The 23,462-nt window shown below is 68.1% G+C and carries 24 protein-coding genes and 1 riboswitch; of the genes, 13 read left to right on the top strand and 11 right to left on the bottom strand.

All coding sequences use genetic code 11. The annotated features are described in order from the left end of the window. The first annotated feature begins 92 nt into the window (after positions 1-92). The 4 genes from msrB (at position 93) to ACZK0Z_RS02885 (ending at position 4,881) form a co-directional block, all read left to right on the top strand. Positions 93-665: a peptide-methionine (R)-S-oxide reductase MsrB gene (gene msrB, locus ACZK0Z_RS02900; RefSeq protein ID WP_049432259.1), complete on the top strand. Its 573-nt coding sequence runs from the start codon at positions 93-95 to the stop codon at positions 663-665. Between the two features lie 2 nt (positions 666-667). Then, on the top strand, positions 668-2,437 hold the full coding sequence (locus tag ACZK0Z_RS02895) for a redoxin family protein (protein WP_197632514.1): 1,770 nt from the start codon (positions 668-670) through the stop codon (positions 2,435-2,437). Positions 2,438-2,451: 14 nt separating this feature from the next. Next, complete coding sequence (gene msrA, locus ACZK0Z_RS02890; protein ID WP_111202407.1) at positions 2,452-3,189, top strand: peptide-methionine (S)-S-oxide reductase MsrA; 738 nt, start codon at positions 2,452-2,454, stop codon at positions 3,187-3,189. A gap of 240 nt (positions 3,190-3,429) precedes the next feature. Then, positions 3,430-4,881 carry an aminotransferase class I/II-fold pyridoxal phosphate-dependent enzyme gene (locus tag ACZK0Z_RS02885; protein WP_197632515.1) on the top strand — a complete coding sequence of 484 codons (1,452 nt, stop codon included), beginning with the start codon at positions 3,430-3,432 and terminating at the stop codon, positions 4,879-4,881. Between the two features lie 78 nt (positions 4,882-4,959). On the opposite strand, the gene bioD is transcribed toward ACZK0Z_RS02885, so the two are convergent. Then, positions 4,960-5,643, bottom strand: a complete 684-nt coding sequence (gene bioD, locus ACZK0Z_RS02880) for a dethiobiotin synthase (RefSeq protein ID WP_197632516.1) — start codon at positions 5,641-5,643, stop codon at positions 4,960-4,962. A gap of 68 nt (positions 5,644-5,711) precedes the next feature. On the opposite strand from bioD, the gene ACZK0Z_RS02875 reads away from it, so the two are divergent. Together ACZK0Z_RS02875 and ACZK0Z_RS02870 are read left to right on the top strand one after the other, a co-directional pair. Beyond that, on the top strand, positions 5,712-6,194 hold the full coding sequence (locus tag ACZK0Z_RS02875; RefSeq protein ID WP_099552586.1) for a GAF domain-containing protein: 483 nt from the start codon (positions 5,712-5,714) through the stop codon (positions 6,192-6,194). Further along, a complete protein-coding gene (locus tag ACZK0Z_RS02870; RefSeq protein ID WP_049432277.1) occupies positions 6,191-6,553 on the top strand; it encodes a TfoX/Sxy family protein in 363 nt (120 codons plus the stop codon). The genes ACZK0Z_RS02875 and ACZK0Z_RS02870 overlap by 4 nt, the downstream gene beginning before the upstream one ends. A gap of 89 nt (positions 6,554-6,642) precedes the next feature. Here the strand turns inward: ACZK0Z_RS02870 and ACZK0Z_RS02865 are convergent, their stop codons facing one another. After that, positions 6,643-7,221, bottom strand: coding sequence for a histidine phosphatase family protein (locus tag ACZK0Z_RS02865; protein WP_049432279.1), 579 nt, complete (start codon positions 7,219-7,221; stop codon positions 6,643-6,645). A gap of 143 nt (positions 7,222-7,364) precedes the next feature. Continuing rightward, positions 7,365-7,587: riboswitch (cobalamin riboswitch) on the top strand. Between the two features lie 115 nt (positions 7,588-7,702). Here ACZK0Z_RS02865 and btuB point away from each other — a divergent pair. Beyond that, complete coding sequence (btuB, locus tag ACZK0Z_RS02860; RefSeq protein WP_197632517.1) at positions 7,703-9,547, top strand: TonB-dependent vitamin B12 receptor; 1,845 nt, start codon at positions 7,703-7,705, stop codon at positions 9,545-9,547. A 90-nt stretch (positions 9,548-9,637) separates the two neighbouring features. Here the strand turns inward: btuB and gph are convergent, their stop codons facing one another. The 3 genes from gph to ACZK0Z_RS02845 all read right to left on the bottom strand — a co-directional run bounded on the left by gph (position 9,638) and on the right by ACZK0Z_RS02845 (position 12,087). Continuing rightward, positions 9,638-10,306, bottom strand: a complete 669-nt coding sequence (gene gph, locus ACZK0Z_RS02855; RefSeq protein ID WP_197633792.1) for a phosphoglycolate phosphatase — start codon at positions 10,304-10,306, stop codon at positions 9,638-9,640. Positions 10,307-10,369: 63 nt separating this feature from the next. Continuing rightward, entirely contained in the window at positions 10,370-11,161 is a 792-nt protein-coding gene (locus ACZK0Z_RS02850; RefSeq protein ID WP_197633791.1) for a class I SAM-dependent methyltransferase, read from the bottom strand. Beyond that, on the bottom strand, positions 11,158-12,087 hold the full coding sequence (locus ACZK0Z_RS02845) for a LysR family transcriptional regulator (RefSeq protein ID WP_197633790.1): 930 nt from the start codon (positions 12,085-12,087) through the stop codon (positions 11,158-11,160). Before ACZK0Z_RS02845 ends, ACZK0Z_RS02850 begins: the two co-directional genes overlap by 4 nt. 107 nt (positions 12,088-12,194) lie before the next feature. On the opposite strand from ACZK0Z_RS02845, the gene ACZK0Z_RS02840 reads away from it, so the two are divergent. Both ACZK0Z_RS02840 and ACZK0Z_RS02835 read left to right on the top strand, forming a co-directional pair. Further along, positions 12,195-12,833, top strand: coding sequence for an NAD(P)H-binding protein (locus ACZK0Z_RS02840; RefSeq protein WP_197633789.1), 639 nt, complete (start codon positions 12,195-12,197; stop codon positions 12,831-12,833). A 161-nt stretch (positions 12,834-12,994) separates the two neighbouring features. Then, entirely contained in the window at positions 12,995-13,906 is a 912-nt protein-coding gene (locus ACZK0Z_RS02835) for an MBL fold metallo-hydrolase (RefSeq protein WP_197633788.1), read from the top strand. Positions 13,907-14,226: 320 nt separating this feature from the next. Here the strand turns inward: ACZK0Z_RS02835 and dinB are convergent, their stop codons facing one another. Further along, complete coding sequence (dinB, locus tag ACZK0Z_RS02830) at positions 14,227-15,315, bottom strand: DNA polymerase IV (RefSeq protein ID WP_111172507.1); 1,089 nt, start codon at positions 15,313-15,315, stop codon at positions 14,227-14,229. A 190-nt stretch (positions 15,316-15,505) separates the two neighbouring features. Here dinB and fabA point away from each other — a divergent pair, with 190 nt between their 5' ends. Further along, on the top strand, positions 15,506-16,021 hold the full coding sequence (gene fabA, locus ACZK0Z_RS02825) for a 3-hydroxyacyl-[acyl-carrier-protein] dehydratase FabA (RefSeq protein ID WP_049432293.1): 516 nt from the start codon (positions 15,506-15,508) through the stop codon (positions 16,019-16,021). Beyond that, positions 16,021-17,229: a beta-ketoacyl-ACP synthase I gene (gene fabB / locus ACZK0Z_RS02820; protein ID WP_049432297.1), complete on the top strand. Its 1,209-nt coding sequence runs from the start codon at positions 16,021-16,023 to the stop codon at positions 17,227-17,229. The genes fabA and fabB overlap by 1 nt, the downstream gene beginning before the upstream one ends. Positions 17,230-17,290: 61 nt before the next feature. Here fabB and ACZK0Z_RS02815 read toward each other — a convergent pair whose 3' ends face one another. From ACZK0Z_RS02815 to ACZK0Z_RS02805, 3 genes are read right to left on the bottom strand one after another with little or no spacing between them, the layout of a single operon-like run. After that, positions 17,291-17,974 (bottom strand): HAD family hydrolase, encoded by a 684-nt coding sequence (locus ACZK0Z_RS02815; RefSeq protein ID WP_049432300.1) that lies wholly within the window; start codon positions 17,972-17,974, stop codon positions 17,291-17,293. Then, positions 17,971-18,672, bottom strand: a complete 702-nt coding sequence (locus ACZK0Z_RS02810; RefSeq protein ID WP_197633017.1) for a pseudouridine synthase — start codon at positions 18,670-18,672, stop codon at positions 17,971-17,973. The genes ACZK0Z_RS02815 and ACZK0Z_RS02810 overlap by 4 nt, the downstream gene beginning before the upstream one ends. Next, positions 18,669-19,733 carry a class I SAM-dependent methyltransferase gene (locus ACZK0Z_RS02805; RefSeq protein ID WP_049432305.1) on the bottom strand — a complete coding sequence of 355 codons (1,065 nt, stop codon included), beginning with the start codon at positions 19,731-19,733 and terminating at the stop codon, positions 18,669-18,671. Before ACZK0Z_RS02805 ends, ACZK0Z_RS02810 begins: the two co-directional genes overlap by 4 nt. Before the next feature lie 157 nt (positions 19,734-19,890). Between ACZK0Z_RS02805 and ACZK0Z_RS02800 the strand changes: the two genes are divergently transcribed. Further along, complete coding sequence (locus ACZK0Z_RS02800) at positions 19,891-20,154, top strand: hypothetical protein (protein ID WP_005407925.1); 264 nt, start codon at positions 19,891-19,893, stop codon at positions 20,152-20,154. 72 nt (positions 20,155-20,226) lie between these two features. Here ACZK0Z_RS02800 and ACZK0Z_RS02795 read toward each other — a convergent pair whose 3' ends face one another. After that, on the bottom strand, positions 20,227-20,520 hold the full coding sequence (locus tag ACZK0Z_RS02795; protein WP_049432308.1) for a DUF3247 family protein: 294 nt from the start codon (positions 20,518-20,520) through the stop codon (positions 20,227-20,229). A gap of 43 nt (positions 20,521-20,563) precedes the next feature. Further along, complete coding sequence (locus tag ACZK0Z_RS02790; protein ID WP_197633016.1) at positions 20,564-22,552, bottom strand: ATP-binding protein; 1,989 nt, start codon at positions 22,550-22,552, stop codon at positions 20,564-20,566. Positions 22,553-22,795: 243 nt separating this feature from the next. Here ACZK0Z_RS02790 and ACZK0Z_RS02785 point away from each other — a divergent pair, with 243 nt between their 5' ends. Next, positions 22,796-23,362, top strand: a complete 567-nt coding sequence (locus ACZK0Z_RS02785) for a DUF3016 domain-containing protein (protein WP_049432316.1) — start codon at positions 22,796-22,798, stop codon at positions 23,360-23,362. The last annotated feature ends 100 nt before the right edge of the window (positions 23,363-23,462 follow it).

Genomic DNA, 23,462 nt, shown 5'->3' with positions numbered 1-23,462 from the left:
GTCGATACCTCACGAAAAATTGAATCCTGCGTGAGGATTCGTTGACCCGGGCGGGCGCAGCATGGCCCCGTCGCCCCATCCCGGAGTCCGCCATGTCCCTCACCCGCCGCCACCTGCTGGGCTTGGGCGGTGTTGCCACCGCCGCCGGCCTGCTCGGCCTGGGGGCCTGCAGCCGTGCCGCCCCAGCCGCCGCTGAAGCACGTCCGGCACGACAGTTCGAGGTCATGCACAGCGATGCCGACTGGCGCCAGCGCCTGACCCCGGCGCAGTACGCGGTGCTGCGCCAGCAGGCCACCGAGCGCCCGTACAGCAGCCCGCTCAACAAGGAGCACCGGCAGGGCACGTTTGCCTGCGCCGGCTGTGCGCTGCCCCTGTTCTCCTCCTCCACCAAGTTCGAGAGCGGCACCGGCTGGCCCAGCTTCTGGGCGCCGCTGCACAACGCCATCGGCGAAGACCGCGACGTCACCTTCGGCATGCTGCGGGTGGAAGTGCACTGCCGCCGCTGCGGCGGCCATCTCGGCCACGTGTTCAACGACGGCCCGCGCCCGACCGGGCTGCGCTACTGCATGAACGGTGCGGCCATGGTGTTCGTTCCCGGTGCCGGAGAGGGCACCGCTGACGGCTGGCGCGTGCCGGTCGGTTCTTCCACCACTTCCGGAGCCTGACCATGCTGCTGTTGCTGCTTGCCTATCTGGGGGGCGCGCTGACCCTGCTCAGCCCGTGCATCCTGCCGGTACTACCGTTCGTGTTCGCACGTGCCGACCGCCCCTTCCTGCGTAGCACGCTGCCGCTGCTGCTGGGCATGGCAATCACCTTCACCGTGGTCGCCAGCCTGGCCGCGGTGGGCAGCCAATGGGTGGCACAGGCCAACCAGATCGGACGCTGGATCGCCTTGCTGCTGATGGCGCTGTTCGCGCTGGCATTGCTGTGGCCGCGGCTGGCCGACCATCTGCTGGCGCCGTTCCAGCGCGTGGGTGCGCGGCTGAGCGCGCGTGCAGATGCCGCCGATGCCGCAGGTCATGGCGGCGCATGGACCTCGCTGCTGATCGGCATCGCCACTGGCCTGCTGTGGGCACCCTGCGCCGGGCCCATCCTCGGCCTGGTGCTGACCGGTGCCGCGCTGCACGGCGCCAGCGTCGGCACCAGCACGCTGCTGCTGGCCTACGCGCTGGGCGCCATCACCGCGCTGGCGCTGGCGGTATGGGTGGGTGGCCGCGTGTTCCGCGCGCTGCAGGCGCGGCTTGGCCTCGGCGACGTACTGCGCAAGGTGCTGGGCGTGGCCGCGCTGCTGGCGGTGGTGGCGATCGGGCTTGGCTGGGATACCGGCCTGCTGACCCGCCTGTCCACGGTCAGCACCGCGCGCATCGAACAGGGCCTGCTGGATGCCGTTCCTGGTGCGCAGCCGGCAGCATCGCCGATGATGATGATGGCGGGTCCCGATGCGGGTGCCGATGCACCGCTACCGGTCGAAGGCACCCTGCCCGCGCTGGACGGTGCCACAGGCTGGCTCAACAGTCCGCCGCTGACGGCCCAGCAACTGCGCGGCAAGGTGGTGCTGGTCGATTTCTGGACGTACTCCTGCATCAACTGCCTGCGCGCGATGCCGTTCGTGCACGAATGGGAACGCCGCTACCGCGACCACGGGCTGGTGGTGATCGGCGTGCATACGCCCGAGTTCGCCTTCGAGCGTGACCCGCGCAACGTCATGAAGGCGGTGCAGCAGCTGAAGGTCGAGTACCCGGTGGCGCTCGACAACCAGTACACGATCTGGCGCGCGTTCAACAACCGCTACTGGCCGGCGCAGTACTTCGTTGATGCGCAGGGCAACATCCGCGGCCACCAGTTCGGCGAAGGCAACTACGCACGCTCGGAACAGGTGATCCGCCGCCTGCTGACAGAGGCCGGCCAGACCAATCTGCCGCCGCCAGTCGATCCCGCCGCCGCGGACCTGCAGGGCGTGGCCGTGCAGGCCGACATGGGCAATCTGCGCTCGCCGGAAACCTACCTCGGCCACGCCCGTGCCGAGCAGTTCGCTTCACCCGGTGGGCAACGCGGCGACACCGCGTTCGACTACACATTGCCGGCCACCCTGGCGTTGAACCAGTGGGGCCTGTCCGGACGCTGGACCGTTACCGACGAGGCTGCGCAACTACAGCAGGCCGGTGGCCGCATCGCCTTCCAGTTCCATGCGCGCGACCTGCACCTGGTGCTGGCGCCGGGCCAGGAAGGAAAGCCAGTGCGCTTCCGCGTCCTGCTGGATGGCAAGCCGCTGCCCGCTGCCGATGCCGGCAGTGATGTCGGCGCCGATGGCAGCGGCGTGGTCAACGAGCACCGTTTGTACCAGCTGGTGCGCCAACGCGGCACGGTCGGCCCGCACCGCTTCGAGATCGAATTCCTCGATGCGGGCGTGCAGGCCTATGCCTTCACCTTCGGTTGAACCGGGAGCACACGATGAAACTCTCCTTTGAACAGGGCGTTGCTGCTGGCGTTGCCGGATTGGTGGCCGCGGCACTCATCGCCGGTGTGTTGCTGGTTGACCACGGCGCCATCGCGGCACCGGTCGACGCCAGCGCGCAGGCCAAGGCGCTGCCTGCCCCCAGCGGCGATGCCGCCTTCCGCGATGACGCCACCCACGCCAGCGTGGTGTTTGCCGGTGGCTGCTTCTGGGGTGTGCAGGGTGTGTTCCAGCACGTCAAGGGTGTGAGCAATGCGGTCTCCGGCTACATCGGTGGCAGCGCTGCCAACGCAGGCTACGAACGGGTCAGCAGCGGCCAGACCGGCCATGCCGAGGCGGTGAAGATCGACTACGACCCGCGCCAGGTCAGCTACGGGCAGCTGATGCAGGTGTTCTTCTCGGTGGTACACGATCCGACCCAGCTCAACCGCCAGGGGCCCGACCACGGCAGCCAGTACCGTTCGGCGATCTTCACTGACGATGCCCGCCAGCAGGCAGCCAGCCGCGCCTACATCGCCCAGCTCGGCCAGGCCGGCAGCTACCGCGCACCGATCGTCACCCAGCTGGTCAGCGGCCAGCGTTTCTATCCGGCCGAGAGCTACCACCAGAACTACATGACCAACTACCCGCAGGCGGCCTACATCCGCTACTACGACGCGCCGAAGCTGGCCGCCCTGGGCAAGCAGTTCCCGGGGCTGTACCGGCGCGATGCGGTGCTGGTGCCGATGCGCTGACGGCATTTCCCCTGGGGCTGATCGGTGCTTGGCGCTGCTCTTCTGTAGAGCCGAGCCCACGCTCGGCTGCTGTTGGCGGAAAAGCAGCCGAGCATGGGCTCGGCTCTACACAAAAAAAGGCGCACGGCCATCCAGCCGTGCGCTTGGAAAGTACCGGCCGTGCCCCGATCAGGCCCGGCCGACAACGACATGCTAGGCTCGTCATCTTCATGGGTACAGCACCAGATGACGGGATATTCGATGGATACAGATGACCAGGCCTCGATGATTCCCCCCCGCTACCAGCGGCTGTCCGATGAACTGGCCGAGGCCATCCACGGCGGCCGGCTTCCAGTAGGCAGCCGCCTGCCCTCGCTGCGGCAGATGGCGTTGCAGCGCCGGCTCAGCCTGAACACGGTGATCGCCGCCTACCGCCAGCTGGAAGACGCCGGCCTGGTGATTCCCCGGCCCAAGGCTGGCTTCGAGGTCGCGCCACGGCTGTCGGTGCCGGAACGGTCGTTGCGCGATGTGCCCTCGGCGCCCACCGCACCGCTGCAGCAGGTGCTGATGGCGCGCGTGCTTGAGGCGCAGCGCCGCCCGGGCGTGATCGATCTGGCCTTCGCCGGCCCGCGCGGTCGCCAGTTCTACCCCGGCGCGCAGCTGGCCAAGCACACCGCGCAGGTACTGCGCCATGGCCAACAGACGGTGGAGACCTACGCGCGCCCGAATGGTTCACCGCGGCTGCTGGCGCAGATCGTGCGCCGTGGTCCGCGCATGGGCCTGCACACCCACGCCGAGCGCCTGCTGCTGACCCACGGTGCAATGGAAGCGCTGCAGCTGGCGTTGCGTGCAGTGACCCAGCCCGGCGACGCGGTCGGCATCGAAGCACCGTCCTACTTCAATCTGTACCCGTTGCTGGCCAACCTCGGCCTGCAGGCCATCGAACTACCCACCCACCCGCAGCACGGCCTGGACGTCGACGCGCTGGATGCGATGCTGGAGCACACGCCGCTGGCCGCGCTGGTGGTGATGCCCACGGTGCACAACCCGCTGGGCTGCACCATGCAGACCGCAGACAAACAGCGCCTGGCCGAGCTGGTCAACGCGCGCCAGCTGCCGTTGATCGAAGATGCGGTGTACGCCGAGCTGCAGTTCTGCGAGCCGCCGGCGCCACTGCTGAAGGCGTTTGATCGCGACGGCTGGGTGATGGTCGTCGGCGGCTTCTCCAAGACGCTGGCGCCGGATTACCGCATCGGCTGGCTGGATGGCGGTCGCTTCGCCGAACGCATCGCGCTGCTGAAGTTCCAGTCCACCGGTGGCGAGCCACAGCTGCTGGGTGATGCGGTGGCGGCCTATCTGGAAGCGGGCAGCTACGAACACCACCTGCATCGCATGCGTCGCCTGTACCGTGAACAGGTTGGACGACTACGCCAACTGGTGGCCGAGCACTTCCCGGCCGGCACCCGCGCCACTGAACCGCAGGGCGGTTTCCTGCTGTGGCTGGAACTGCCGGGCGTGGATACGCGCGAGCTGTTCGAGCGTGCATTGAACGAGGACATCGTGTTCATGCCCGGCCAGGTGTATTCGCGTGGCGCGCGGTATCGCCATTGCCTGCGGTTGTCGTGCTGCCAGACGCTGGATGCGCGCTTCATCGGCGCGGTGGAGCGGCTGGGTGCGATCGCGCGGGAACTGGCAGTGCGCCAGCTCCTGTAGAGCCGAGCCTACGCTCGGCTGCCCTTCGCTGACGGTCCCCGCTGAGCCGAGCATGGGCTCGGCTCTACAGGAAGCAGCTCAGTCGAGCAGGTGCGTACTCAGGATCTGACCATCCGCCCCCGGCAGGTACGGCAAGCGCGCCCAGGACGGCATCGGCAGGCGCTGCCGCAGCGTGGCGATGTTCTCATCCTGGCGTTGCATCGCCGGGTCGATGTGGCTGCCAATCCAGCCCAGGCAGTCCACGCCGCTGGCCTGCAGCGATTGCGCAGTCAACCGCGCGTGGTTCACGCAGCCCAGCCGCATGCCCACCACCAGCAGCACCGGCAACTTCAGCGCGCGCACCAGATCGAGCTGATCCAGCGTGGCCGATACCGGCGCCAGCCAACCACCAACACCCTCCACCACCACGACATCGGCCTGCGCACGCAGTCGTTCGAACGCAGCCACGATCGGCGCCAACTCCACCTGCACGCCATCCTCGGCAGCGGCCAGCTCCGGTGCCAACGGCTGCCGCAGCGCATAGGGGTTCAGGTCCGCGTAGTCCGGCACCGGCCAGCTGGCCGCCTGCAGCGCCAGCGCGTCCTCGTTGCGCAGGCCCTGCCCCAGGTCCTCACTGCCGCTGGCCACCGGCTTCATCCCGACCGCGCGCAGGCCGCGCCGGCGCAACGCATGCAGCAGGGCGGTACTGGTGGCGGTCTTGCCGATCCCGGTATCGGTGCCGGTGACGAACAGGGCGGGCGGCAGCGTGGCGGGCAACGGCATCGAAGGGCTCCAACAGGGCAACAGTGTGTGCATTATCGCCGGCCCGGCGCGCTTGCTAGACTGCAACCATGTTCGCCAATGCCTCGCTCACCGGCAGCAAGCCGGAACAATACGCCCAGCTGCTGGAACAGGCCCGAGGCCTGGTCTACGGCGAGTCCGACCGCATCGCCAACGCGGCCAACCTCTCTGCACTGGTCTACCACGCCCTGCCCGACCTGAACTGGGTGGGCTTCTACCTGTACGACGGCAAGGAACTGGTGGTCGGCCCGTTCCAGGGCCTGCCGGCCTGCGTACGCATCCCGCTGGACAAGGGCGTGTGCGGTGCCGCCGCCAGCCAGCGCGTGACCCAGCGCGTGGAGGACGTCGATGCCTTCCCCGGCCATATCGCCTGCGATTCGGCCTCGCGCTCGGAACTGGTGGTGCCGCTGCTGCGTGGTGATGAACTGATCGGCGTGTTCGACATCGACAGCCCGAAGGTCGGCCGCTTCGACGCCGAGGATCAGGCCGGGCTGGAAGCCATCGCCCGCGTGTTCGTCGAGGCGTTGGGATGAGCGCACCGAAGCTGCGCAACATCGGCCCGAAAAGTGCGGCGTGGCTGCGCCAGGTCGGCCTGCGCAGCCGCGACGACCTGGTCGCGATCGGAGCCGTCGGCGCCTTCGTCAAGGTCAAGCGCGCTGGCTTCAAGCCCAGCCTGAACCTGCTTTACTCGCTGGAAGGCGCGTTGCTGGACTGCCATTGGCAGGAGCTGAGCGAGCCACAGCGCGAGGCACTGGTGCAGGATTACGAAGCGCGCATCGCTGCGCATCCGCTGAAGGCAGCCGGCCCGGCCTCGGGCCCGGTGCATGAGCAGCGCTTCGATGCCGATGATGACGCTGAGGACAGCCTGACCCAAGGCGCGGACGAGGATTGAGCCGCGCCCTTCTGTAGAGCCGGGCCCCCGCTCGGCTGGCCTTTCTGATCGAAGTGCAGCCGAGCATGGCTCGGCTCTACAAGAGCAGATCAGGGCTGCTGCAGCTCCAGCAGCTCGCCCACCAGTCCGACCTCGCCACGCTCCAGCCACACCCGCAGGCGGGTGCCGTGGTCGATTCGCAAGGCCCAGCACAGCGACATCGGCAGGCCGCAGACCTGCGACAGCACCATGCGCAACGGGCCACCATGGCTGACCACCAGCGTCGGCACCGGGTCATCGTCATCAAGCAGGCGATCCAGCGCGCGCGCGATGCGCCGCTCGAAATGTCCCCAGCTCTCGCCGTTCGGCGGCGGGAACGCATGCGGATCGGCGTGGAAGGCCGCCAGTGCGTCCTCCGGCAGATCGAACAGCGACTGCCCGTCCCAATCGCCGAAATCCAGCTCTTCCCATTCCTCATCCGCTTCCACATCCAGCCCGCGCGGCGTGGCCAGCGCCATGGCGGTGTGCAGCGCGCGCAACCGCGGCGAGCTGATCACCCGCTCCCAGGGCTGCGCGGCATAGGCCTCGATCAGTTCCTGCGGCAGGCCGGCCAGCTGCGGTGGGTCGCTGCGGCCATCAAGGTATTCATCACGGCCATTGCCGGCATGGCGGACCAGGTCGAGGATCATGCGTGCGTCCCGGACGGGCGACACAGGTACAGCGGAAAACGGGCGGACATCGGCAACGGCACCACGGGATCGAGCAACCATTCTAAAGGCACGGCCGAGGCAGTCGAGCAGGCGTAACGCAACGGGAGTGCCTGCGATGCCGTAGACTGCGCCCACTTCCAGGTGACCTGCGGCCATGGCCGGCAGGTTGAAACGGGAAGCCGGTGACGCGTGATTCCACGCCAGGCCGGCGCTGCCCCCGCAACGGTAAGCACGTCAGTTCCAGGCAACAACGCCACTGTGCCACGGGCATGGGAAGGCGCCTGGACGGTGGCCTCGCGCCACCCGGCGGCAAGCCCGGAGACCGGCCCGGAAGCCTCAGGTCGCGATGCGGTGGGCATGGCGCTGGATGACCGCAGCGTGCGCTGCGGCGTCGGCGCATGCCTGCCTTCGCGGCTCCTCCCCTTCGCCACGCGGGCGTGCGTGGCACCTGGAGTCCCCCATGAAGCTGCAGTCCCGAATGCTGTCCCTGGCCGTGCTGGCCGCCCTGCCCGCGCTGGCCCAGGCCGCCGATGACACCACTGCGCTCGACCAGATCCTGGTCACCGCCACCCGTACCCCGATTGCCCTGCAGGACAGCATCGCGCCGGCACAGGTGATCGATCGCGCGCAGATCGAATCCAGCCAGGCCACCTCGCTGCAGGAACTGCTGCGCGGCCGCGCCGGCATCAACCTCACCAATGCCGGCGGGCTCGGCAAGCAGAGCTCTCTGTTCCTGCGCGGCACCAACTCGGGCCACACCGTGGTGCTGGTCGATGGCGTGCGCATCAACAGCGCCGACCTCGGCCTGGCCATGTACCAGGACCTGCCGCTGGCGCAGATCGAGCGCGTGGAAATCGTGCGTGGCCCGCAGTCGAGCCTGTACGGCGCTGACGCCATTGGTGGCGTGATCCAGATCTTCACCCGCCGCAACCAGGGCGACTTCGCCCCGCATTTCCAGCTTGGCGGCGGCAGCAACGGCCTGCGTGAAGCCAGCGGTGGCATCGGTGGCGGCACCGAACGCGGCTGGTTCGGCGCCGATATCGCCTACCAGCACTCCGATGGCATCGATGCCTGCCGCGGTTCTTCCTCGGTGTTCACTGCCGGCTGCTTTGCCGACGAACACGACCGCGACGGCTACCGCAACCTGTCCAAGAGCCTGCGCGGCGGCTACAGCTTCAACGACCAGTGGAACGTGGAAGGCAGCGCACTGCGCGCCGACGGCAAGAACCATTACGACGGTTACTACAACTATTCGGAAACCCGCCAGCAGGTGCTGGCCGGCAAGGTGCGCTACACCCCGTCCGAGCGCCTGGCATTCACCGCCAACGTCGGCCGCAGCGACAACGAGTCGGACAACCTCGGTGATTCCGGCGCGCGTGGCAACGCGCAGACCCACCGCGACAGCGCCTCGCTGCAGGGCGACTTCGGCGTGGCCGAGGGCCAGCTGCTGAGCGCAGGCGTGGACTGGAGCGAAGACAACCTGGATGGCAGCAGCGCGGGTTACCTCGTCGACAGCCGCCGCAACACCGGCGTATTCGTGCAGTACCAGGGCCGCTTCGGCCGCCACCAGCTGCAGGCCAGCGCGCGCAACGACGACAACCAGCAGTTCGGCAACCACGCCACCGGCAGCGTTGGCTGGGCGATGGAACTGGGCCATGGCCTGCGCGTCAATGCCAGCTACGGCACCGCGTTCAAGGCACCGACCTTCAGCGATCTGTACGACCCGTGGAGCGGCGTGCCGACGTTGAAACCGGAGAAGTCCAAGAGTGCCAACCTGGGTGTTTCGCAGCAGGGCCAGGGCTGGCATTGGGGCCTGGACGTGTATGAAACCCGCATCGATGATCTGATCACCTACGATGCGCTCACGATGAAGATGCAGCAGGTGGAGAAGGCCCGCATCCGCGGTGCCGAACTGACCGGTGGCGTGCTGCTGGCCGGCTTCGATATCAACGCACAGCTGAGCTACACCGACCCGCGCAACCGCACCGGCGGCAGCACCCAGTTCGACAACTGGCTGCCTCGCCGCGCGCAGCAGACCGCGCGCCTGGACATCGACCGCCGCTTCGGCAACCTCCGCGCCGGCCTGACCGTGCAAGGTGCCGGCAAGCGCTATGACAACGCCAGCAACTCGGTGAAGGTCGGCGGCTACGGCACCCTGGATCTGCGTGCCGAGTACGCGCTGACGCCGTCGTGGTCGCTGCTGGCGCGTGCCGCCAACGTGTTCGACCGCAGGTATGAGACGGTGGCGTGGTTCAACCAGCCGGGCCGTGAGTACCAGTTGAGCGTGCGTTACCAGCCGAAGTGAAAGGAGGCGCCGGGCATTGCCCTGCGCTTCTCTGTAGAGCCGAGCCCATGCTCGGCTCAGGCAGCAAAGCAGCCGAGCATGGGCTCGGCTCTACACCGGGACGCCGGCGGCCAATCCCGGCAGTTCACGCAGGTCATCGATCACCGCCACCGCATGCGCGGTGGCCAGGTCCAGGCCGCGCGGATAGCCGTAGCGCACCAGTGCGATCGGCATGCCGGCGTCTTCGGCGGCGCGGTAATCGGTCAACGAATCGCCCACCATCAGGCAGGACTCCACCGGCAGCCCGAAGTGCGCGGCGATGTGCCGCAGTGGCTCACCGCTGGGCTTGCGCTGCGGCAGCGAATCCCCCCCCAGTACCAGCGCGAATACATCACCGATACCCAGGTGCCGCAGCAGCGGCGGCACCAGTGCTTCGGGCTTGTTGGTGCAGATCGCCAGCGGCACGTTGCGCGCACGCAGTTGCGCCAGCGCTTCGCCCACGCCATCGAACAGGCGCGGGCTGCGCAGCAGGCACTCACGGTAGTGCACCATGAACACCGGCATCACCTCGGCCAGGTCCACCTCGCGGCCAGCGGCCTGCACCGCCTGTTCGACCAGGCGGCGCACACCGTCGCCGATCCAGCCCAGCACGGTGGCTTCCGGCACGCGTGCCATGCCGATGGCTTCCAGCGTGCGGTTCAGCGCTTCGGCGATGTCAGCTGCGCTGTCGACCAGCGTGCCATCGAGATCGAATACGACCAGCGGATAGGGATACGACAAGGGACGACGCCTGTACAACGTGGGGCCGTCCATTGTACGCCGCGCTTTTCCCCGGGATCCGCCTCAGCCGATCCTGCGTGCGCGGGTGGCCAGAAAGGTGGGCAGGTAACGGTCGATCAGGAAGCGCGGCGTCGGCTGCCAGTCTTCCATGAACCGATCAATCACGAAGCCTGCATCCAGCTGCCCGCCGATCAGTTCGGTCAGGCTGTGGCCAAAGGTCAGGGCATCCCCGCGGGCGAGTTTCGCCTCACGCTCTGCGGCGGGCAGGTCTTCCAGGTCCGAATAGGGAATGGCGTACTGCGGCCGGATCAAACCCTGTGCATCCAGCTGCGGATCACGTGCACCGACGAACAGCACCGGGTTGTAGAAGCTGGCCATCAACATGCCATCGCGCGCCAGCACGCGGCGGCATTCGGTCCACACCGGGCGCACGTCGGGTACGTACAGGTTGGAGATCGGGTGGAACACCACGTCGAAGCTGTCGTTGGCGAAGGCGTGCAGATCGCGCATGTCACCCTGCACCGTGCGCAGCTGCAGCCCATCACGCGCCGCGACCCTGCGGTCCTGCTCGAGCTGGCCATCGGACAGGTCGAACACGGTCACCTCCGCACCGGCCGCCGCCAGCACCGGGGCCTGCTGGCCACCGCCCGAGGCCAGGCAGAGGATGCGGCGGCCGCGCACATCACCCAGCCAGTCCAGCGGCAGCGCGCGCGGGGTCAGGTGCACCTGCCAGCGGCCATCGCGCGCGGCGGCAATCGTTGAGCTTTCCACCGGGCGCGACCATTCGCGCACTTCGCTGGCCTGGCGGTCCCAGGCAGCACGGTTGTGGTCGATCAAGGCCTGTCCATGGTTCATGTGTTCTCCTTGCCCGGTGGGCGCCAATCCAGATCCTGGAAGGCCGGGCTGGCGAAACACTCGGCCAGGTAGTCCAGGAATCGCCGCATGATAGCGGGCTGCTGGCGCCGCGACGCGTACACGGCATGAATGCCGAGTTCGTCCAGGCTGAACTCGGGCAACAACTCGATCAGCTCGCCACTGCGCAGCAGCGGCGCCACCTGGTAGGTCGGCAGCATGGCGATGCCGGCACCGGCACGCACTGCTTCCAGCAACAGCGAGGCCTCGTTGGCGCTGATGTTGCCGCCCACCACCACCGACAGTGAACGGCCATCGCGGTGCAGCTGCCACAGGCTCTTGCCCACGTAGTGATGGGTCAGGCAGTTGTGCGCGGCCAGGTGTTCCGGTGCGGTGGGCGTACCGCGTGCCTGCAGGTAGGACGGCGTCGCGCACAGCACCGAGCGACAGGTGGCCATTCGTCGCGCAATCAGGCTGGGGTCGATCTGGCGGGCGATGCGCACGGCCAGGTCCACGCGCTCTTCCACCAGGTTCACCATGCGGTCGACCAGCAGCAGTTCGATGCGCGCCGCCGGGTGGCGTGCGACGAAACCTGCCACCGCCCGCGCCAGGTGGGCCTGCCCGAACGACACGCTGGCGGTCACCCGCAGCGTGCCGTGCGGCTCGGGATCGTCGCTGGCCAGTTCGCCCTGCAGCGCCTCGCCGATGGCCAGCATCTGCCGGAAGCGCGCCAGCGCCGCCTCGCCGGGGCCGGTCAGGCTGACCCGACGCGTGGTCCGGTGCAGCAGGCGCGCGCCCAGCCAGCCCTCGACCTCTGCCAGGTAGCGGGTGACCATCGCCCGCGACATGTCCAGCACCTCGGCGGCGGCGGTGAGGCTGCCGCGCTCGGCCACCTCGACGAACACGGTCATGGCGGTTAATCGGTCCATATGCTCGATCCATGCAACAAACAAGCGCGTTATACGCTGTTTTTCGAGCGACTGCAGCGGCCTAGAGTGGCCCCATTCCCCCCCACACCGCCCCACGGAGTCCTGCCATGAAGATCGCCCTCGTTGGTTCCACCGGCAACATCGGCCGCCAGATCGCCCGCCACGCGCTGGCCAACGGCCACGAACTCACCGTCATCGTGCGCAGCGCGCAGGACCTTCCGGTCGAACTGGCCGGTGCCCATCCGGTGATCGCCTCGCTGGACGACCCGGACGCGCTGGTCGCCGCCATCGCCGGCCACGACGTGCTGGCCAGTGCCTACGGCCCGCGTCCGGGCGATGACATCGGCCGCGTCGGCGAAGTGGCCGCGCAGCTGTCCGCCGCCGCGCGCAAGGCCGGTGTACCGCGCCTGGTGGTGGTGGGTGGCGCTGGCAGCCTGGAAGTCGCGCCGGGCGTGCAGCTGGTCGATACCCCCAACTTCCCGGAGGCCTACAAGCCGTACGCGCTGGCCCATCGTGAAGCCTTCAATCGCCTGCAGGCGGTGGACGACCTGGACTGGACCTTCTTCTCGCCGGCCGCCGAAATCGGCCCGGGCGAAGAGCGCGGCCAGTACCGCGTGCAGCCCAAGGCCTTCCTGGCCGACGCCAGCGGCCACAGCCGCATCAGCTACGCCGACTACGGCGCGGCGTTCGTGGCCGAGCTGGAAGCGCACCAGTACCCGAAGCAGATCATCACGGCAGCGTATTGATCATGCCGTCCGCCGGGCATGGCCCGGCGCTACCTACCTGTGGAGCCGAAGGCAACGGCAGGAGCCGTTGCCAACGTCGCTTGCGACGGCCCGTAGGGGGCCGGGCAAGGACGCCCGGCATAGCCCACGCTCGACTCCGCATCCGACACAAGGAATTTCCCATGCGCACCGCTGCCCTGCTGCTTCCCCTCGCGTTGGCCGCCAGTTTCACCAGTGCTCCGCTGATGGCCGCATCGGCCACCCCGGCACCGGCCACGGCAACCAAATCCCAGCTGCACCTGCAGACCTTCCATCCCGGCCCGCAGGCGCTGTTCTCGGTGTCCTCGGTACTGATCGAAGGCCGCCACGACGCGATCCTGGTCGATGCGCAGTTCGGCGCCAGCGGCGCGCGCAAGCTGGTCGAGCTGATCCGCGCCAGCGGCAAGCAGCTGACCACGATCTACATCAGCCACGGCGATCCGGACTACTACTTCGGCCTGGCCACGCTGCAGGATGCGTTCCCGAAGGCGCGCATCGTCGCCACCGCGCAGACTGTTGCCCACATCCAGCAGACCCAGGCCGGCAAGCTGGCCTACTGGGGCCCGAAGATGGGTGCCGACGTGCCGGCACGCATCGTGGTGCCGCAGGTGCTGGATGGTGATGCCCTGCAGCTGGAAGGCCAGCGCCTGCCGCTGATCGGGCTGGATGGCCCGACCCCGGACCGCACGGTGCTGTGGGTGCCGTCGCTGCGCGCGATCGTCGGTGGCATTCCAGTGGTGGCCGGCGAACACGTGTGGATGGCCGATACGCAGACGCCGAAGTCGCACACCGACTGGCTGCAGACGCTGCAACGCCTGCAGGCACTGAAGCCGAAGGTGGTGGTGCCGGGGCATTACGCACCGGGTGCGGCGCTGGATGCGAGCGCGCTGGCGTTCACGGCGGACTACATCCGCGCGTTCGATGCCGAGGTGGCCAAGGCCAGGGACAGTGCGGCGCTGGCAAAGGCGATGCAGGCGCGTTACCCGACGCTGGCGGGCGTGGAGTCGCTGGAGTTGAGTGCGAAGGTGGCCAAGGGCGAGATGCAGTGGCCATGAGGTAGGGGGGTCTTTTGCAGGGCTGCTGCCCTGCACCTGCTCAATGCAACGGCAACAGCCGAAGCAACAGCAACAGCTGGCTATCCGTGGGATGGCGAGGTGGGTCCGGTTGCGGGGGACGCCGTAAACCCATCCCTGGGGGCTTGGCCGCGGCATCCATGCCGCGGACACCCCCGCAACCGGACCCACCCCGCCTTCGACGGTTCTCTGCGATCTGTCTGGATGGCATGTCTCCGCAACCTGTCTGGATGGAATGACCTGCTCCTGGTGGGTGTCGACCTTGGTCGACACGTAGTTCCACGGCGTGCGTGGATGACAGATCAGGAACGATCGGTCTGGGTGTGCTCGAACAATTCCCCCTGCACCACCGGCTCCTTCTCGCGGAAGCCGCCGAGCCCTACGCCGACCAGGCGGTAACGGGTCTCCGCCGGCAGGTCGACGCGGGCGCGCAGGGCCAAGGCGATGTCACGCAGTTCTTCCATCGATTCCGGCGGGCGCTCCGGGGTGAAGCTGCGGGTGAGGATGCGGAACTGCGCGGTCTTCAGTTTCAGTACCACGGTGTGGCCGATGCGCTCGGTCTTGCGCGTGGCGTTCCAGGTCTTCCCGGCCAGCTGCACGATCGCCTCGGTCAGGTCTTCCAGCAGCAGGTCTTCGGCGAAGGTGTCCTCCGAGGAAATCGACTGCACCTGCTGGTCCGGTTCCACCGGCCGCTCGTCGATGCCACGTGCGCGGTTGTACAGGCTGCGCCCGAAGCTGCCGAATGCCTCTTCCAGGTCGATCAGCGCCCACTGCCGCAGATCGCCGCAGGTGACGATGCCGCGCGCGGCCAGCTTGCCTTCCATGACCTTGCCGACGCCGGGCACCCGGTTCACCGGCAGCGGTGCCAGGAACGCATCCACGCGCTGTGGCGGGATCACGAACTGGCCGTCGGGCTTGCGCCAGTCCGAGGCGATCTTGGCCAGGAACTTGTTCGGCGCGATACCGGCTGAAGCAGTCAGGTTCGTTTCCTCGCGGATCTGCGCGCGGATGGTGCGGGCGATGTCGGTGGCCAGCTCAATGCCACTCTTCGGCTCGGTCACGTCCAGGTAGGCCTCGTCCAGCGACAACGGCTCGACAAGGTCGGTATGCCGCAGGAAGATCGCGCGCACCTGCTGTGATACCGCCTTGTAACGTGCGAAGTCCGGCGGCACGAAGATCGCATCCGGGCACAGGCGCTCGGCACGCACGGCGGGCATCGCCGAACGCACACCGAACACGCGCGCCTCATACGAGGCCGCGCACACCACCGAACGTGCGCCGCGCCATGCCACAACCACCGGCTTGCCGCGCAGTGACGGATCGTCGCGCTGCTCCACCGACGCGTAGAACGCGTCCATGTCAACGTGGATGATCTTGCGCAGTCGGGTCATGTCAGGTGGAAAGGGCGGGGGCGGGCCGGGCGGGCCACACGCCGAAGTATGGTCGTTGCACATCAACAGGATGCGCGTATTCCCTTGAAAACACTACGGTTGCGTACGGTTGAAATGTTTGATCGGCGCAGTTTCCACGGGCATTCTCGGGCGCTTGTTTCCCTGTTCTTCGCTTCCAGGATTGTGCTTCATGACCCGTCTCCACGCGTTCAACCGCGAACAGCTGCTGGCCAGCGCACGCGGTGAACTGTTCGGCACCGCTGCCGGCCGTCTGCCCAACGACCCGATGCTGATGTTCGACCGCATCACCGAAATCCGCGAGGACGGCGGACCGCATGGCAAAGGCATGGTACGCGCCGAACTGGATATCCGCCCGGACCTGTGGTTCTTCGGCTGCCATTTCATCGGCGACCCGGTGATGCCCGGCTGCCTGGGCCTGGATGCCATGTGGCAGCTGACCGGCTTCTTCCTGACCTGGCTGGGCGCCCCCGGCAAGGGCCGCGCGCTGGGCTGTGGGGAGGTGAAGTTCACCGGCCAGGTGCTGCCGGACGCCAAGCTGGTGCGCTACGAGATCGACATCAGCCGCGTCATCAACCGCAAGCTGGTGATGGCCCAGTCCGATGCCCGCATGTACGTGGATGACCGCGAAATCTACAGCGCGCGCGACCTGCGCGTCGGCCTGTTCACTGAAACCGGGAGCTTCTGATGCGTCGCGTCGTCATCACCGGCATGGGCATCACGTCCTGCCTCGGCAATGATCTGGATACTGTTTCGGCCGCGCTGCGCGAAGGGCGCTCCGGCATCACTGCACTGGCCGACCATGCCGAGGCCGGCCTGCGCAGCCAGATCGGCGGCCGCGTCGATCTCGATCTGGACGCGCTGATCGACCGCAAGCAGAAGCGCTTCATGAGCGATGCGGCGGCCTTCGCCTATCTGGCCATGCGCGACGCCATCGCCGATGCAGGGCTCAGCGCCGAGCAGGTCAGCAGTCTGCGCACCGGCCTGATCGCCGGTTCCGGTGGCGGCTCCAGCGAATGGCAGATCGGCGCGGTCGATCTGCTGCGCGAGCGTGGCGTGCGCAAGGTCGGCCCGTACATGGTGCCGCGCACGATGTGCTCGACCGTCTCGGCCTGCCTGGCCACGGCCTACCAGATCAAGGGCGTCAGCTACTCGCTGTCGGCCGCCTGCGCGACGTCGGCACACTGCATCGGCGCCGCCGCGGACATGATCCGCCATGGCGCGCAGGACATCATGTTCGCCGGTGGCGGTGAAGACCTGCACTGGTCGATGAGCGTGATGTTCGACGCGATGGGCGCACTGTCGACCAGCTTCAACGAGACCCCGGCCAGCGCTTCGCGTCCGTACGACAAGGACCGCGACGGCTTCGTCATCGCCGGTGGTGGCGGCATGCTGGTGCTGGAAGACTACGACCACGCCGTAGCCCGCGGCGCGCACATCCATGCCGAGCTGATCGGCTATGGCGTCACCTCCGATGGTGCCGACATGGTGGCTCCGTCCGGTGAAGGCGCGGTGCGCTGCATGAAGATGGCGCTGCAGGGCGTCGATCGTCCGCTGGACTACCTCAACACCCACGGCACCTCGACGCCGCTGGGGGATGTCACCGAGCTCAACGCCATCCGCGAAGTGTTCGGCGACGCGGTACCGCCGCTGTCGTCGACCAAGGCGTTGTCCGGCCACTCGCTGGGTGCAGCGAGCGTGCATGAGGCGATCTACTGCCTGCTGATGATGCGCGACGGCTTCGTCGCCGGTTCGGCCAACATCGGCGAGCTGGACCCGAAGGTGGAGAGCTTCCCGATCCTGCGCGAAAGCCGCGAGCAGAAGCTGGATACGGTGATGTCCAACAGCTTCGGCTTCGGTGGCACCAACGCCGCGCTGGTGTTCGGGCGGGTGTGATGGGAACAGGTGTGCCGACCAACGGTCGGCACCCACCCTCAGAGGCGGTTGGCACCCACCGTTACTTCGGCAACAACGGCACCAGCAATGCGTGCGCGTCCACCAGCGATCCAACGATGCGGTGGCCCAGGGCACGCAACTCTTCATCCGGATGCACCAGGTCCGGCACCTGGATCACCGTCATGCCGGCCGCCAGTGCCGCACGCGTACCCGCCGGCGAATCCTCCAGCGCCAGGCACCGCTCCGGCGCCTGCCCCAGCCGCTGCGCGGCCAGCAGATAGATGTCCGGCGCCGGCTTCGGCCGCGCCACGTCGCCACTGGTGATCACCGCATCGAAGTACGGCAGCAGTCCGGCCGCCGCCAGCTTGCGGTTGGCCCGTGGCTGCCGCGTAGTGGTCGCCACCGCGCGCGGAACCGCATGCGCCTTCAGCAATTCCAGCAGCTCCAGGATGCCCGGCCGCAAGGGCAGGCCGGTCTGCGTGCGTGCTTCATACAGCTCGTGGCAGCGCGCGGCCACCGCCTCGATCACGCTGTCCTCGATGCCCTGCGCACGCAGCAGCGCGTGCGTGTCGCGATCACCGAGGCCGACCATGCGCAGGAACACCGTTTCATCCAGGCCCAGTCCGAACTCGTCGGCGGCCTGGCTCCAGCAGGCCAGCGAGACCCGCTCGCTGTCGATCATCAAGCCGTCCATGTCAAAGATGACGGCGTCGGGGAGGAACGGCAGCGCAGCAATGTTGGTCATGGAGCGAACAGCGTATCCAGGTCGGTGGAAGTGAGCTGCCGCCATTGCCCCTCGTCCAGCCCCTGCAGGTCCAGCCCGCCGACGCGGCTGCGATGCAGGGCCTGCACGTGGTTGCCGGTGGCGGCGAACATGCGGCGTACCTGATGGTAGCGGCCTTCGTGCAGCACAAGGCGCGCGCGGCGCACATCCAGCACTTCCAGTTCAGCCGGCAGCAGGGGCGTCTTCTCGGACTCCAGCATCAGCGTGCCGCTGGCGAACAGCGCCACTTCGTCGCCGCGCAGGTCGTCGCTCAGCTCCACTTCGTAGACCTTGGGCAGCTTCGACTTCGGCGAGATGATCCGATGCAGCAGGCCACCGTCGTCGGTCAGCAGCAGCAGGCCACTGGTCTCGCGGTCGAGGCGGCCGACCGTGGACAGCACCGGATCGCGGTCGCGGAAGCGCGGTGGCAGCAGGTCGTAGATCAGGCGGCCGGTGTCCTTGGTCGAGCAGGTATAGCCGGCCGGCTTGTGCAGCGCGATCGACAACCCGGCCGGCGGGTCCAGCGGCTCGCCATCGACACGGATGGCCTCGTGTGGCACCTGGTCGTCGGCGTACAGCACCTCGCCGTCGGCGTCGGTGACGCGTCCCTCGCGGAACATCCACTGCACCTGCTTGCGGCTGCCGTAGCCCAGGTTGGCGATGTGCTTGACCAGCTTCACCGGCCCTTCCCCTTCACCGCTTCGACCAGCTTGAAGCCATCGCGCTCGGCAATCACGCGCACGGCACCGAAGCTGTCGTTGAGGGTGTGCTCGTACGGCAGGTGGCGATTTGCCACCACGTACAGGCGCCCGCCCGGGCGCAACGCCTGGGCGGCCACGGCGATGAAGCGCTGGCCGATGTCCGGGCGGTCGGCGCGCGACGGCGTGTGGAACGGCGGATTGCTGATGATGACGTCGTAGCCCGGCTCGATGCCGGCGGTGACGTCCTGCCACAGGAAGCGCAGCGGCAGCGGGCGCGGCGGCGGCGCCAGGTTCAGCTCGGCCAGCGCCAACGCACGTTGCTCGGCCTCGTACAGGTCCAGCGCGGTGATCTTCGGGCAACGCTCCAGCAGTTCGCGCGACAGGTAGCCGTAGCCCGCGCCGAGGTCGGCGGCACGCCCGGCCAGGTCGGCCGGCAGGTGCTCGGCCAGCAGCGCCGACGCGGGATCGATGCGGTCCCAGGCGAACACGCCCGGGCGGCTGAGGAAGCGGCCACCCACGATCGGGCGCACCGCGTCCAGCGCCGACCAGCGCTTGGCCAGGTCGGCGTCGTGCTGGACCTGCAGCGGGGCGGTCCAGTACACGCGGCAATGGTTCTTGGTCAGGCTGCCGCCGAGGCCGGCCAGCTGCTTGAGGTCGCCCTCGCCCGAGCGCGCGCCTTCGTTGTTGGATTGGCAGGCGACGATGCGGCCGCCGTCGGCGACCAGCGCCAGCGCGCGGGCGAACAGCGCGCGGGCTTCTTCGCGCTGGCGCGGCGGCAGCACCAGCACCAGCGGGTAGCGGCCCTTGCCTGCGGCATCGTCCAGCTGGCCGCTGACGGTCCAGCCGGCGGCCTGCTGCAGCGGCTGCGCGAACGGGGCAAAACTCTGCTCGCAGTGCAGCTCGCGGTTGCCGGCCACTTCTCGCAGCGGCCAGCCATCGCGGGCACGCAGGAAGGCCACCGGGCCCTCCGGCCAGCGCAGGGCACCTTGGGAGAACGGCAGGAACAGGGTCTGCAGGGGGGCGTCGTCGCTGGAGGCCATCGGCGCGGGTACTTCAAGCGTGAGGGCCGTCCATTGTACCGGCTTGGCCGGGCCGGCCCCGCCAGGCCGCTTTGCGAAACCCGAACGGGGCCTTGATCCGCCAGCAACATTGGAACGTTCAGGGTAGAGGCTCCCCCGGAAACCCAGGAGAACCTGCATGCGAGCCTTGTTCGTCGGTGGCGTGGTCGACAACAGTGAAATGGACCTGGAAGGCAGCCATCCGCCCGTGCACTACCCCGAGGACACCGGCGGCGGCCACTCACGCTACCGGCTGCACCAGGTCGGCCATGGCGCCGATGGCAGCGTGGCCTATGCAGTGTATGGTGCGCCGGACCTGGCCGACGACGAGGTGGCCCGGGTCGCGGAGGAACGCGCCTATGCGCGGCGGTTCGAGGCGACGCCGACGTTGTTCGAGCATTGATGCACCGGTGTAGCGCCCGAGCCCACGCTCGGGTGACGGCGCAGCCGAGCGTGGGCTCGGCTCTACATCCGATCAAGGCGCCCTGGGTGGCAGACGGTTGACGCTGGCGATCTCGTCCAGCCACACATGGTGCTGCTGCACCGGCGTGTCGTAGTCATCCAGGCGCAACTGGCCGTTGCTGCCTTCATCGCCGGCGTCATTGCGGTACTGCTGCACGGTCGGCTTCACCGCCACCGTGCCGAGCAGGCGCCGGCCGTCGTGCAGGGTCAGTTCCACCTGCGTTTCGCCCTCCAGCTGCGGCAGCAGGGCTTCGAGGCGCGCGATCTGCGCCGGATCGGTATGGATGCGGGGAGCAATACGGGACATCGGCGACCTCCTGATTGCAGGTTCGCCAATCGGCCGTGAATGTTCAGTGCAGCGCGCTGTCCGCGCGCGGCACCTGCACCTTGCGTACGGCAGCCACCAGCTGCGCCACCGAGTACGGCTTGGCGACGTGCTCCTGGAAGCCCGAGGCCAGCGCGCGGCGCCGATCATCGGCACGCGCCAGTGCGGTCACCGCCACCGCGGGCAGTGTTGCGGCATCCACGCCCATGTCCTCGCGCAGCGTGCGTACCAGCCCGTAGCCATCCATGCCCGGCATGCCGATGTCGGTCAGCATCACGTGGTACTGCAGATGGCCGGTGTCGGCCAGCAGTGCCAGTGCCTCGCCGGCCGAACTGGCCGCCGACACGCTGGCGCCCTGCTCTTCCAGCATGCGCCGCAGGTACTCCAGCACCTCCGGCTGGTCTTCCACCGCCAACACGTGCATGCCCCGCAGCGGATACGGCTCGACGATCACCGGCTCCAGGATCGGCCCGCTGATGACTTCGCGCAGCGGCCGGCGCTCGGCATCCGGCAGGTGCTGCGGCAGGCGCACGGTGAACGTGGCGCCGTGGCCATGGCCCTCGCTGGCGGCGGCAACGGTGCCGCCGTGCAGTTCAACCAGCTGCTGCACGATCGCCAGGCCCAGGCCGAGGCCGCCATGGCGGCGCGTGGTGGTGCCATCGGCCTGGCGGACGCGGCTGAACAGGTGGTTGAGGAACTCCGGTGCGATGCCATCACCGGTATCGCTCACCGTAATCACCCAGTGGTTGCCGTCGGCCTGCAACTGCACGTCGATGCGGCCTTCGGCCGGGGTGAACTTGATCGCGTTCGACAGCAGGTTCCAGAACACCTGCTGCAGGCGAGTGGCATCGCCGAGCACGGGGCTTGGCTGCTCGGGCAGCTGCAGGTGCACGTCCAGCGCCTTGCCCTCGGCCACCAGTTCCTGCGCGCCGATGGCCTCGCCCAGCAGCGTGCGCAGATCCAGCATTTCCACTTCCAGCTGTACCTTGCCCAGCAGCATGCTGCTGAGGTCGAGCATGTCCGAGATCAGCCGCTTCTGCGCGCCGGCGCTGTTGGCGATCACGTTCAAGCCCTTGTACAGCGGGCTGGTGTTGTCCACCCGCTGCAGCAGCAGTTCGCTCCAACCGAGGATGGTGGTCAGCGGCGTGCGCAGCTCGTGCGACAGCGTGGCCAGGAATTCGTCCTTCAACCGCGCCATGTTCTCGGCGGCACTGCGCGCGGCGCGCTCGGACTGCAGCAGCTCCTCGCGTGCCAGTTCGATCTCGCGGCGTTCGGTCACGTCCGGACTGCTGCCGGCCAGGCCGATGAAGCGGCCCATGCGCGAGAAGCGCGGGCGCGCGTTCATCTCCAGCCAGCGCCATTGGCCGTCGGCGCGGCGCGCGCGTACCAGCGCATGCATCGAACGCTGCGCCTTCAGTGCTTCCTGCAGCTCGTACTCGAATACGGACGCATCATCCGGGTGCACCAGGCCGCGCCATACATCTTCCGGAACGCGCGTTTCATCGCCACCGAAGAATTCGCTGAAGGCGCTGTTGACGAAGCGGGCGTGGCCGCGCTCGTCGAGTACCCATACCGGCATCGGCAGGCCATCGGCCAGTGCGCTGAAGCGGGCTTCGCTTTCACCCAGCTCCACTTCCATCTGCTTGCGCGCGGTGATGTCGAAGAACAGGATGCCGACCTTGTCTTCTCCCGGTCGCCCCACCCGCACCGCGTCGACCGCGAAGGAGCGGCCCAGCGCTCGTGCCTCCATCTCGAACTGCGCCGGCCGGCCGCTGCGTGCGACCTCGCCGTAGATGCGGAACCAGTCCTGCTCGTGGTGCGGCTCCAGCGCCGTCATGCGCTGACCGCGTGCGTCCTTCAATCCGGTATGGCGCTCGAAGGCGTCGTTGACCTCGATGAAACGGTAGTCCACCGCGCGGTCACCTTCGAACAGCACCTGGATCACGCAGAAACCGGCGTTGATGCGCTCAAGCACGCCATGATGCAGGTCGGGTTCGGGCGCCGGCACCATCATCGGTGGGCGCTCCACTAGGGGCGGCAGTGTGGACAAGGGCGTCTGGACGGGCCGGATTGGAAACACAGCATGTTCCAGAGAGCGTATTCACAGCGTCAAGCGCCGTCAGTCAGGGTTGACGACGATGAATTGGCGGCAACCACTCTTGTGTATGACGCATTCGGCCATTGCCGTTGCCCGGGAGCGGGATCACACTCGATCCGTAATCAATATCGTCCCCCTCAGGGGATGCAGGAGACCGTCATGAACCGCTCACTTGCTGCCGCCCTTCTGCTGGCCAGTGCCCTTGTGGCAGGCGGCGCCCATGCTGCGCCACGCGCGGTGACCGATCCGGAAGCCCCGCGTGCGTTGCAGGCCAATGGCCCGGTCAGCGTGAAATGGGAGGATCCGGCCAAGTTCACCGAGATCCGCCAGAGCACCAACCGCTTCGAGGCCGAACGCGGTGACTGGGTACAGCAGCTGGCCCGCTACCTGCAGACCACCGCCGCCAAACCGCTGCAGCCCGGACAGACACTCGATGTGACCCTGGTCGACATCAAGCGTGCCGGTGACTACGAGCCGTGGCACGGCCCGCGTGCGCGCGACATCCGCGTGATGCGCGATATCTACCCGCCCCGCATCACCCTGCAGTACACGTTGAAGGACGCCGACGGCCGTATTGTGAGCGAAGGCGACGCCCGCCTGAGCGACTCCGGCTACCTGCAGGGCAGTGGGTTGCTGACCAACAGCGATCCGCTGCGCTACGAGAAGCGCCTGATTGATGACTGGGTGAAGCGCCAGCTGGCCAGCCAGGCCACCGCTGCGCGGTAATGCCGGGCGACGCGCCCCACCGGGCTGCGCAGCAATGCCCGGCAACGCGACCCACCGGTAGGTGTCGACCTTGGTCGACACACGTTCCCGGAGCCGAGCG

The organism is Stenotrophomonas sp. 116085_Sma (assembly GCF_056479585.1).
The sequence above is the reverse complement of the archived record's forward strand: the minus strand, read 5'-3'. Positions and strand labels throughout refer to the sequence as shown.

What these genes read in the sequence shown, in the direction of transcription:
- ACZK0Z_RS02850 (WP_197633791.1), bottom strand. Translation starts at nt 11,161, where the DNA reads ATGAACCATGGACAGGCCTTGATCGACCACAACCGTGCTGCCTGGGAC.
- msrA (WP_111202407.1), top strand. Translation starts at nt 2,452, where the DNA reads ATGAAACTCTCCTTTGAACAGGGCGTTGCTGCTGGCGTTGCCGGATTG.
- fabB (WP_049432297.1), top strand. Translation starts at nt 16,021, where the DNA reads ATGCGTCGCGTCGTCATCACCGGCATGGGCATCACGTCCTGCCTCGGC.
- ACZK0Z_RS02800 (WP_005407925.1), top strand. Translation starts at nt 19,891, where the DNA reads ATGCGAGCCTTGTTCGTCGGTGGCGTGGTCGACAACAGTGAAATGGAC.
- ACZK0Z_RS02795 (WP_049432308.1), bottom strand. Translation starts at nt 20,520, where the DNA reads ATGTCCCGTATTGCTCCCCGCATCCATACCGATCCGGCGCAGATCGCG.
- ACZK0Z_RS02815 (WP_049432300.1), bottom strand. Translation starts at nt 17,974, where the DNA reads ATGACCAACATTGCTGCGCTGCCGTTCCTCCCCGACGCCGTCATCTTT.
- ACZK0Z_RS02885 (WP_197632515.1), top strand. Translation starts at nt 3,430, where the DNA reads ATGGATACAGATGACCAGGCCTCGATGATTCCCCCCCGCTACCAGCGG.
- ACZK0Z_RS02840 (WP_197633789.1), top strand. Translation starts at nt 12,195, where the DNA reads ATGAAGATCGCCCTCGTTGGTTCCACCGGCAACATCGGCCGCCAGATC.
- ACZK0Z_RS02790 (WP_197633016.1), bottom strand. Translation starts at nt 22,552, where the DNA reads ATGATGGTGCCGGCGCCCGAACCCGACCTGCATCATGGCGTGCTTGAG.
- btuB (WP_197632517.1), top strand. Translation starts at nt 7,703, where the DNA reads ATGAAGCTGCAGTCCCGAATGCTGTCCCTGGCCGTGCTGGCCGCCCTG.
- ACZK0Z_RS02805 (WP_049432305.1), bottom strand. Translation starts at nt 19,733, where the DNA reads ATGGCCTCCAGCGACGACGCCCCCCTGCAGACCCTGTTCCTGCCGTTC.
- ACZK0Z_RS02785 (WP_049432316.1), top strand. Translation starts at nt 22,796, where the DNA reads ATGAACCGCTCACTTGCTGCCGCCCTTCTGCTGGCCAGTGCCCTTGTG.
- ACZK0Z_RS02870 (WP_049432277.1), top strand. Translation starts at nt 6,191, where the DNA reads ATGAGCGCACCGAAGCTGCGCAACATCGGCCCGAAAAGTGCGGCGTGG.
- ACZK0Z_RS02845 (WP_197633790.1), bottom strand. Translation starts at nt 12,087, where the DNA reads ATGGACCGATTAACCGCCATGACCGTGTTCGTCGAGGTGGCCGAGCGC.
- ACZK0Z_RS02835 (WP_197633788.1), top strand. Translation starts at nt 12,995, where the DNA reads ATGCGCACCGCTGCCCTGCTGCTTCCCCTCGCGTTGGCCGCCAGTTTC.
- msrB (WP_049432259.1), top strand. Translation starts at nt 93, where the DNA reads ATGTCCCTCACCCGCCGCCACCTGCTGGGCTTGGGCGGTGTTGCCACC.
- ACZK0Z_RS02895 (WP_197632514.1), top strand. Translation starts at nt 668, where the DNA reads ATGCTGCTGTTGCTGCTTGCCTATCTGGGGGGCGCGCTGACCCTGCTC.
- dinB (WP_111172507.1), bottom strand. Translation starts at nt 15,315, where the DNA reads ATGACCCGACTGCGCAAGATCATCCACGTTGACATGGACGCGTTCTAC.
- fabA (WP_049432293.1), top strand. Translation starts at nt 15,506, where the DNA reads ATGACCCGTCTCCACGCGTTCAACCGCGAACAGCTGCTGGCCAGCGCA.
- ACZK0Z_RS02875 (WP_099552586.1), top strand. Translation starts at nt 5,712, where the DNA reads ATGTTCGCCAATGCCTCGCTCACCGGCAGCAAGCCGGAACAATACGCC.
- bioD (WP_197632516.1), bottom strand. Translation starts at nt 5,643, where the DNA reads ATGCCGTTGCCCGCCACGCTGCCGCCCGCCCTGTTCGTCACCGGCACC.
- ACZK0Z_RS02865 (WP_049432279.1), bottom strand. Translation starts at nt 7,221, where the DNA reads ATGATCCTCGACCTGGTCCGCCATGCCGGCAATGGCCGTGATGAATAC.